Consider the following 820-nt stretch of genomic DNA (forward strand, 5'->3'; position numbering starts at 1 on the left):
GGCACTGTTGCAAAGTTAGCGATGAGGCAGCCTTTTGTCTTATTCAAAGGCCTTACATTTCAAAAACTCTGCTTACCAGGCGCATTTCGCCCAGGGGATCACCATAATAAAATGCTGAGGCCTGGCCTTTGCGTAGTGCACGCATCACCTCAATACCTTTGATGGTGGCGTAAGCCGTCTTCATGGATTTAAATCCCAGCGTGGCGCCGATTATCCGTTTCAGTTTGCCATGATCGCATTCAATCACGTTGTTCCGGTACTTAATCTGTCGGTGTTCAACGTCAGACGGGCACCGGCCTTCGCGTTTGAGCAGAGCAAGCGCGCGACCATAGGCGGGCGCTTTATCCGTGTTGATGAATCGCGGGATCTGCCACTTCTTCACGTTGTTGAGGATTTTACCCAGAAACCGGTATGCAGCTTTGCTGTTACGACGGGAGGAGAGATAAAAATCGACAGTGCGGCCCCGGCTGTCGACGGCCCGGTACAGATACGCCCAGCGGCCATTGACCTTCACGTAGGTTTCATCCATGTGCCACGGGCAAAGATCGGAAGGGTTACGCCAGTACCAGCGCAGCCGTTTTTCCATTTCAGGCGCATAACGCTGAACCCAGCGGTAAATCGTGGAGTGATCGACATTCACTCCGCGTTCAGCCAGCATCTCCTGCAGCTCACGGTAACTGATGCCGTATTTGCAGTACCAGCGTACGGCCCACAGAATGATGTCACGCTGAAAATGCCGGCCTTTGAATGGGTTCATGTGCAGCTCCATCAGCAAAAGGGGATGATAAGTTTATCACCACCGACTATTTGCAACAGTGCC

General features: G+C 52.4%; 1 protein-coding gene. It reads right to left on the reverse strand.

Going from position 1 to position 820, the window contains the following annotated elements; translation table 11 throughout:
- Positions 1–52: 52 nt before the first annotated feature.
- Positions 53–757 carry an IS6-like element IS26 family transposase gene (locus tag CHU32_RS27890; RefSeq protein ID WP_001067855.1) on the reverse strand — a complete coding sequence of 235 codons (705 nt, stop codon included), beginning with the start codon at positions 755–757 and terminating at the stop codon, positions 53–55.
- Positions 758–820 lie beyond the last annotated feature (63 nt).

It is taken from the genome of Superficieibacter electus (genome assembly GCF_002915575.1).
Classification (GTDB): Bacteria; Pseudomonadota; Gammaproteobacteria; order Enterobacterales; family Enterobacteriaceae; genus Superficieibacter; species Superficieibacter electus.